Source organism: Streptomyces sp. NPDC107538, from assembly GCF_055657445.1.
In genome coordinates this window covers 103,505-109,714 of the sequence record NZ_JBVKAY010000023.1, presented here as the reverse complement: position 1 = coordinate 109,714, position 6,210 = coordinate 103,505, and the positions used below count along the sequence as shown (strand labels likewise).

6 protein-coding genes and 4 pseudogenes are annotated in these 6,210 nt (G+C 67.9%); 7 read left to right on the top strand and 3 right to left on the bottom strand.

Annotated elements, in window-relative coordinates; all coding sequences use genetic code 11:
* Positions 1 to 110 precede the first annotated feature (110 nt).
* Positions 111 to 982, bottom strand: a pseudogene (locus tag ACZ7MG_RS41830) (IS5 family transposase).
* A 13-nt stretch (positions 983 to 995) separates the two neighbouring features.
* Here ACZ7MG_RS41830 and ACZ7MG_RS41825 point away from each other — a divergent pair.
* The 4 genes and pseudogenes from ACZ7MG_RS41825 to ACZ7MG_RS41810 all read left to right on the top strand — a co-directional run.
* Positions 996 to 1,178, top strand: a pseudogene (locus ACZ7MG_RS41825) (GNAT family N-acetyltransferase); the annotation flags it as partial.
* Positions 1,179 to 1,508: a sterol carrier protein domain-containing protein gene (locus ACZ7MG_RS41820; RefSeq protein WP_471395980.1), complete on the top strand. Its 330-nt coding sequence runs from the start codon at positions 1,179 to 1,181 to the stop codon at positions 1,506 to 1,508.
* Between the two features lie 97 nt (positions 1,509 to 1,605).
* Positions 1,606 to 2,349: an NUDIX hydrolase gene (locus ACZ7MG_RS41815; protein ID WP_471395977.1), complete on the top strand. Its 744-nt coding sequence runs from the start codon at positions 1,606 to 1,608 to the stop codon at positions 2,347 to 2,349.
* Positions 2,350 to 2,410: 61 nt separating this feature from the next.
* Entirely contained in the window at positions 2,411 to 2,779 is a 369-nt protein-coding gene (locus ACZ7MG_RS41810; RefSeq protein WP_471395975.1) for a hypothetical protein, read from the top strand.
* A gap of 307 nt (positions 2,780 to 3,086) precedes the next feature.
* On the opposite strand, the pseudogene ACZ7MG_RS41805 reads toward ACZ7MG_RS41810, so the two are convergent.
* Positions 3,087 to 3,266: pseudogene (locus ACZ7MG_RS41805) on the bottom strand (IS701 family transposase); the annotation flags it as partial.
* Between the two features lie 94 nt (positions 3,267 to 3,360).
* Between ACZ7MG_RS41805 and ACZ7MG_RS41800 the strand changes: the two are divergent.
* Positions 3,361 to 3,732, top strand: a pseudogene (locus ACZ7MG_RS41800) (HNH endonuclease family protein); the annotation flags it as partial.
* Here ACZ7MG_RS41800 and ACZ7MG_RS41795 read toward each other — a convergent pair.
* Positions 3,643 to 4,020 carry a DUF6207 family protein gene (locus ACZ7MG_RS41795; protein WP_471395973.1) on the bottom strand — a complete coding sequence of 126 codons (378 nt, stop codon included), beginning with the start codon at positions 4,018 to 4,020 and terminating at the stop codon, positions 3,643 to 3,645. The pseudogene ACZ7MG_RS41800 and the gene ACZ7MG_RS41795 sit on opposite strands and share 90 nt — an antisense overlap.
* A gap of 907 nt (positions 4,021 to 4,927) precedes the next feature.
* On the opposite strand from ACZ7MG_RS41795, the gene ACZ7MG_RS41790 reads away from it, so the two are divergent.
* Together ACZ7MG_RS41790 and ACZ7MG_RS41785 are read left to right on the top strand one after the other, a co-directional pair.
* The gene (locus ACZ7MG_RS41790) at positions 4,928 to 5,167 is read left to right on the top strand and encodes a hypothetical protein (RefSeq protein ID WP_471395971.1); all 240 of its coding nucleotides are present in this window, start codon (positions 4,928 to 4,930) and stop codon (positions 5,165 to 5,167) included.
* Positions 5,164 to 6,072, top strand: a complete 909-nt coding sequence (locus ACZ7MG_RS41785; protein ID WP_471395969.1) for a hypothetical protein — start codon at positions 5,164 to 5,166, stop codon at positions 6,070 to 6,072. Before ACZ7MG_RS41790 ends, ACZ7MG_RS41785 begins: the two co-directional genes overlap by 4 nt.
* Positions 6,073 to 6,210 lie beyond the last annotated feature (138 nt).

Sequence of the window (6,210 nt, the reverse complement as noted above, 5' to 3'; positions counted from 1 at the left end):
CAACGGCTCCAGCTTCGGGCCCCGACGAGGAACTGACGCACCAGCAGTAGGAGTCACAAACCAACTAACGATCAACTACTGGCGCAGGACACTAGGCGGTTTCGTTTGGATCAGCGGGCGGCCCAGAGGAGGATGCCGGCGATGTGGAGTCCGGCCAGGTAGATGGTGGCGGTCTTCTCGTAGCGGGTGGCGATGCCGCGCCACTGCTTGAGGCGGTTGATGCAGCGCTCGACGGTGTTGCGCTGTTTGTAGGTCTCGCGGTCGAAGGCCAGTGGCCTGCCGCCTCGGCTGCGTCGTCGCAGCCGGTGGCCTTGCTGGTCCGCCGGGACCGGAATCACGGCCCGGATGCCGCGCTTGTGCAGGTGGTCGCGGATCGCACGGGATGAATAGGCCTTGTCCGCCAGGACCACGTCCGGCCTGGTGCGCGGCCGGCCACGTCGCCGGGGAACACGCAGGCCGGCCATGACGTCGGTGAAGGCCGGTGCATCGCTGGCCTGACCGGCCGTGAGGACGAACGCGAGAGGCCGGCAGCGGGCATCGGCCGCGAGGTGGATCTTGGTCGTCAGCCCACCATGGGACCGGCCGATGGCGTGGTCGGCCGGTTCACCGGCTGGGGCCCCTTTTTGCGGGCCCCAGCCGCGTGCCGGTGAGCTCGCACGATCGTGGAATTCACGGAAACGGCCCAGGGCAGGTCTTCCTCGGCATCGGCCTGGGCCATCAGCGCGGTGAACACCCGCTCCCAGGTGCCATCGACGGCCCATATCCTCAACCGGTTGTAGACGCCTCGCCAGTTGCCGTACTTCTCCGGCAGATGGACCCACTGCGTTCCCGTCTGGAACATGAACGCGATCGCGTCGATCACCTCACGATTATCCCGCCAGCGACCACCTTGCTTCGGCGTCCGGTCCGGGAGCAACGGCTCGATCCGCGCCCACTGCGCATCTGTTAACGGCACACCCGGACCAACGACCGACTGATCCAAACGAAACTGCCTAGACGTCCACGATTTCTGGGCCACCGACGACACCGTTGCCTCCGCGATGCTCGCCTTCCTCGGCCGCCACAACAGCCGAATCCCCACCATCACCTTCCAGCGCACCAGCCTCCCGCCCCAGCCGCTGCTGCTCCACGGCCTGCGCCGCTACGGCAGCGCCACCGCCGAGTCCTGGCACCCGTGGATGCTGCGCATCCTCGACCTGCCGGAAGCCGTACGGCTCCGCGGCTGGCCCGCCGACCTGGACACCACCCTCCCCATCGGCGTCGACCAGGGCAACGGCGGCACCGACCGCTACCTCCTGCAGATCACGCACGGCGCGGCCGAACTCCAGCCCACCCGCGTCGAGCCCCAGGTGACAGTCGACCGCTGCCAGGCCACCCTCTGGTACGCCGGCGGCTACCGCAGCACCGCCGCCCGCATGGCCGGAGCCCACGCCACCGACGAACAGAGCCTGACCACCCTCATCCGCAGCACCACGGAACACGAACTCTGGTGCGCCGAGCACTTCTGAACCATCACCCGGTCACAAAGGGCACCACGAGTTCGACTTCGCTAACGAAAGTGACATCCCCGTGAGAACAGGGTGTCTGGTGTGACAGCCTGCGACGGTGACCCAACCCTCAACGCACCCACCCGTTGACGTCATCGAGGCCACCGAGCTCCGCCTCCACGAGGAGCCACCGCCGCGGCTGTCCGCCGAACACGAGGCCGCACGCGACCGCGCCTGGGACGAACTGGTCCGCAACAACCCCGCGCTCTTCGACGGCCCCGTCGTCGCCTGCACCAGCCTCGACCAGTCCAACCCGCACGAACTCGTCGTCGGCTGGTCCCGCGTCTCCTACCGCAACTTCGCCCTGCGCCGGGTACCCGGCGCCCACCCCCTGCCGTCCCTGTTCGTCGACATCCTCCAGCCCACCGACAACGGCGCCCTGCTCGTCGCCCAGATGTCGACCGCCACCGCCCACCCCGGCCGCTGGCACCTGCCCGGCGGCTCCGTCGAGCACCCCGACGCCGGCCAGCCCCTGGACGCTAGGGCGCTGCGCCATAACGCAGCGCGGGAACTCCTGGAGGAACTCGGGGTCGACACCGCCCCCGAGGACCTGACCCTGTGGGCTGTCACCCGCGGCGACCACGGCAACATCGGCATCCACTTCGCCGCCCTGCCCCAGCCCGCGACGCTCCTCAACGACCGGTTCAGCGCGGCTGTCTCCGCCACCGCCGCCTTCGGCCAGGCCCCCGAACTCGAACAGATCGCCTTCGTCCACGGCCCGGCCGACCTCAAGGCCCTCGACGGCCCGCACGCCGACTACCTCGAACCCCTCATCGACCGGTACGCACGGATACTCCTGTAATTGTTGGTGTCCACTTTGAAAACCGTTGGGACAGCCAAGACTTGCTCTCTACCCTCGGCTCATGACGTGGAACGAGGACAGCGGCACGGTCAGCCGGGCATTTGATGATTGGAAGTGGAACGACCGGGAGAACCGTGCCTTCCTGCGGCTCTCCGCCCAGTGGTCGGACAAGGCCTATAAGAAGACTTGGGACGAGGCCGAGGAGTCCTTCGCCGCGCGCTTCGACCCGGACCGGCACTACGGGGACGAGCACCTCGACATATTCGAAGATGCAGTCGACGGACTCTGGCCCCACTCCTACGCCTGGATCACCGAAGCGTCGGTCGTGAAGAACGCCGTCGCCGCGTTCGAGGTGTACCTGGAGAAAGCGCTGCAGGAAGCTCTGGGCTCGTCCCTCACCATGGAGGGCAAGAGCACACCATCAAACTGACCTCCCCGCCGAAGTTCGAGTCGCCGGGATGGAAGACCCTGGTCACTGCGCACAAGGTACTCGGAACCGAGGTCGAGACCGACGAGGTGACATGGGCCAGGGAACTGCGGCACCTGCTGACTCACCAGAACGCGAACTGCGCAGCGAGGATGCGCTGGCGCGGTTCCGGGACCTGGACGTGGAACGTGGCCAGGACGAGATCGACCGAGCGCGTATTGGAGGCAAGGTTCCCCTCGGCGCCCCGCGCGTGCTGAAGATCCTCGACTCTCTCGCCGCGGTGATCCGGACGGCTGATGCTCCAGCATGGGCCATGTGCTGGTCCCGCCCCGGCCGTGAACGCTGGTCGGACCCGTCTGAGTCGACGTTGCCGCCGCTGGTACTCGCGGAACCCTCGCTGCTGGGCCAGGCTGAAGAAGAGGTCATCGAACCGGGCTGCGTAGTCCTCCAGCGGACCCGGCGCGGGCGGACACGGACGGCGAGCAGTCATCTTCAGCCCCCCAGTCGGGCAGTTGACTCCTACCACCGGCCTACGACCAACCCAACCCGTCGTCAATCCCCACCACCGGCCGGATTTAACGAACTACCGCTACTACGACAACGTCACCGTGACATCGGCCTCCGGCCTGGACATCGACCACATGGTGCCCCTCGCCGAAGCCTGGGACAGCGGCGCATTCACCTGGACCGCACAGCGCCGCGAGGCCTACGCCAACGACCAGGGACAAGAAGCGTCGCTGGTGGCGGTCACCGCCCGCTCCAACCGCAGCAAAGCCGACCAGGACCCGGCCCAGTGGCTCCCGCCCGCAGCCGACGCGCACTGCCGCTACGCCGCGGAGTGGGTAGCCACCAAACTCCGCTGGAGCCTAACCGCGGACGAAGCCGAACTGGCGGCCCTGTACGAACTGGCCGACGGCTGCCCGGCGCAGAACGTCGCGTACGAGCCGGCCACGTAAGCAGTCGCGACGAGGCGAAGACACCCGCAGCTGGCTTTGACCCTCACTGCTGTGGTCCGAGCTCCTGACGGACATCGAGGTAGCAGCGCAGCCGCACACCGGCTCGCCCGGCACCCGAATCGTGCGGTCCGCCGACGCGGTCGCCCAGCGTCCGGCAAGCAGCGCCTGCACGGCGAACGCGGTCTGGTCGTCACACGCTGAGACATCGACGACGGCCAGGCCCGGCTGCGCCACGTGCGCTTCGCTTCCCGCGGCCGGCGAGCCAGGCCGAGGCCGCCGACCGCACATAGAGGTGATCTGCGCTGTCCACGCTGCGGGAGCTGCGCCCGCACACATGCGGCAGCTCGTCCGGATCCGGGTGATGTGCGAAATGACAGGCCCGATCGGTGTACAGCTTCGTGGTCAACTGGCCGCCGCAGCCCCCGAGCAGCGTCCCGCACCAAAAGGTGTCGTCATCGTGAGAACGGCGGAATGCATCCAGCTCGATCGCTTCCGTCGGCAGCGTCAACGGCTCATCCGAGTCCGCTCCGCCGAGTACCGCCGTCTGAATCCGTCGCCTGTCCGTGCGCACAAACTCCCCCCTCCCATCCGGCCAACACATCCTGGCCCCAGCGGAGTTCACCAACCAGGTCATCTTTCGGCTCGACTCGCGCCGTACGCGCGATGATGGTGACGGCCATCTCGATCTGGTGCCGCCGCTCACGACCGGCGGTTCGTCGGGCACGTTCGGCGTGCCCAGGGCCCGGGCGATCCAGTCCGCAGCCGCTGCGGCGGAGATCGGCTCGTGGGGGGAGCGCGGGGGACCTGGTTCGCGTCCTCCGGGCGACCCGCCGCGGCCGTCCTCCCCGAGGTGCCAGAGGCCGAGGCGGCATGTCCGCAATCCCCCTGACCTGGGATTCATTCCGACTCCCGACGCAAAAATGCCCCGCCGGGAAGCCGGGGCATTTTTTCGTCCATCGCCGTAAATGGCGTCTGAACTGGGCTGCGCGCTGAGGCAGTTAGTAGGTTGAGTTACGAACCCTCTGAGGAGCCGGTGCCTCAGGCAGAACTGCGAGGGCCATGCGCCGAACTGTTTAGTGGACGGAGCGACGCAGGCCCCCGCCAGCACACCCAGTCTCGCACTCATCGCCCCCGTTATGCACGTCTTACGTCATTGCGGGCCACCGGTTGTACCCATGTGCGAGCACGGAGAGTCATGATTCATGAACTGATCGAATCCGCGCCGACGGTGCTTGAGCTGGTGTGGCACCTCGTGTTCGCGCTGCTATTCGCCCTGACCGCCCACCAGGTGATCAGCGCGCTCAAGGTGATGCGCCGCATGGCGCCCGCGCTCAAGTCGGCGCTGGACATGACGAATCCGGTCGTGGTCTTCGCCCTCCAGTTCGTCGCCACCCTCGTGGCACTCGGCCTCTACCGCTTCCTGGAGACCCTGTGACTGCCGCGCCGGATTCGGGAGCCGTTCCGGCGGAGCGCCCGAAGAGCAAGGCAGGGCGCAAGCCGAAGGGCATCTCGGACGACATGCCTCCGGCGGCCACCCGGCTGGCTCGGACGCTCGACCGTTACTGGCCCGACCAGAACCTCGAGGTGATCAGCAAGAGCGCACACTGTTCCGTCGCGTCGGCGTCTAAGGTTCGCCGCGGCGTGCAGGTGCCCTCCTGGGCGGTGTTGAAGAGCCTGACGGACTACATGCGCGTCGAGTACGCGAAGAGCGACGGCGGCGACACCGGGGACTTCCCGAGCCGAGAAGCGTGGTACCGGATGTACGGGGACGCCATGCTGGAGGCCGAGCGGAGCCCCGACGCCATCGGCGAGGAGAAGGACGGGCCCGAAACGGCTGGCAGCGGCGTGCCGCTGAACCCCTCCCACGGGGCGGACTCCGCCCGGGTGGTCCGCACGGGCGGTCGAACAGACCGACTTGGCGTACCTGGCGTGGCCGCGCGGATGGCGCGGGGGGCAGCGATGGGCCTGGCTGTCTTTTTCGTCTGGTGTGCCACTCCCGGAATGGACAGCGAGGTGTTCCGTACCCTGACCCTGTGCGCCAGCGCGGCCCTCGTCGACTGGGTGCTCAGGGGCGATGGGGCCCGAGGGATGCTCGCAGGGAGCCGCCTCGGACTGCCGCCGTCCGTCCGGATGATCATCCGACTGCTCGCGATCACCCGGTGCGTGTGGCCCTCGAAGTCGCAGACCCAGTGGGAAGTCTTCATGGAAGAAAGCACCGGCATGCTGTGGCAGGTCCGGCGGGAACTACCGCTATGGCAACTTTGGCTGTGCGCCACACACGTGTTCTGGAACAGCCTGCGCATCGCGGTCGACTTGCGGGCCCACCGGCGACGCCGGTGAGGGGCCCGCACTGCACGGCGGGCGTCGCCCGTATGGCGGCACTCACCGACGTCGAGGAGCCCCGATGAAGTAGCTTCACGACTGCCCGGCCGTCCTGAGCAGCGGCGCGGTCGGGCAATGCGCTGGCGCAGAAAGGCG

Bases quoted from the DNA above. Each gene is read 5' to 3' on its own strand.
- ACZ7MG_RS41810 (WP_471395975.1), top strand. From the start codon at position 2,411: ATGACGTGGAACGAGGACAGCGGCACGGTCAGCCGGGCATTTGATGAT.
- ACZ7MG_RS41790 (WP_471395971.1), top strand. From the start codon at position 4,928: ATGATTCATGAACTGATCGAATCCGCGCCGACGGTGCTTGAGCTGGTG.
- ACZ7MG_RS41795 (WP_471395973.1), bottom strand. From the start codon at position 4,020: ATGTGCGGTCGGCGGCCTCGGCCTGGCTCGCCGGCCGCGGGAAGCGAA.
- ACZ7MG_RS41820 (WP_471395980.1), top strand. From the start codon at position 1,179: ATGCTGCGCATCCTCGACCTGCCGGAAGCCGTACGGCTCCGCGGCTGG.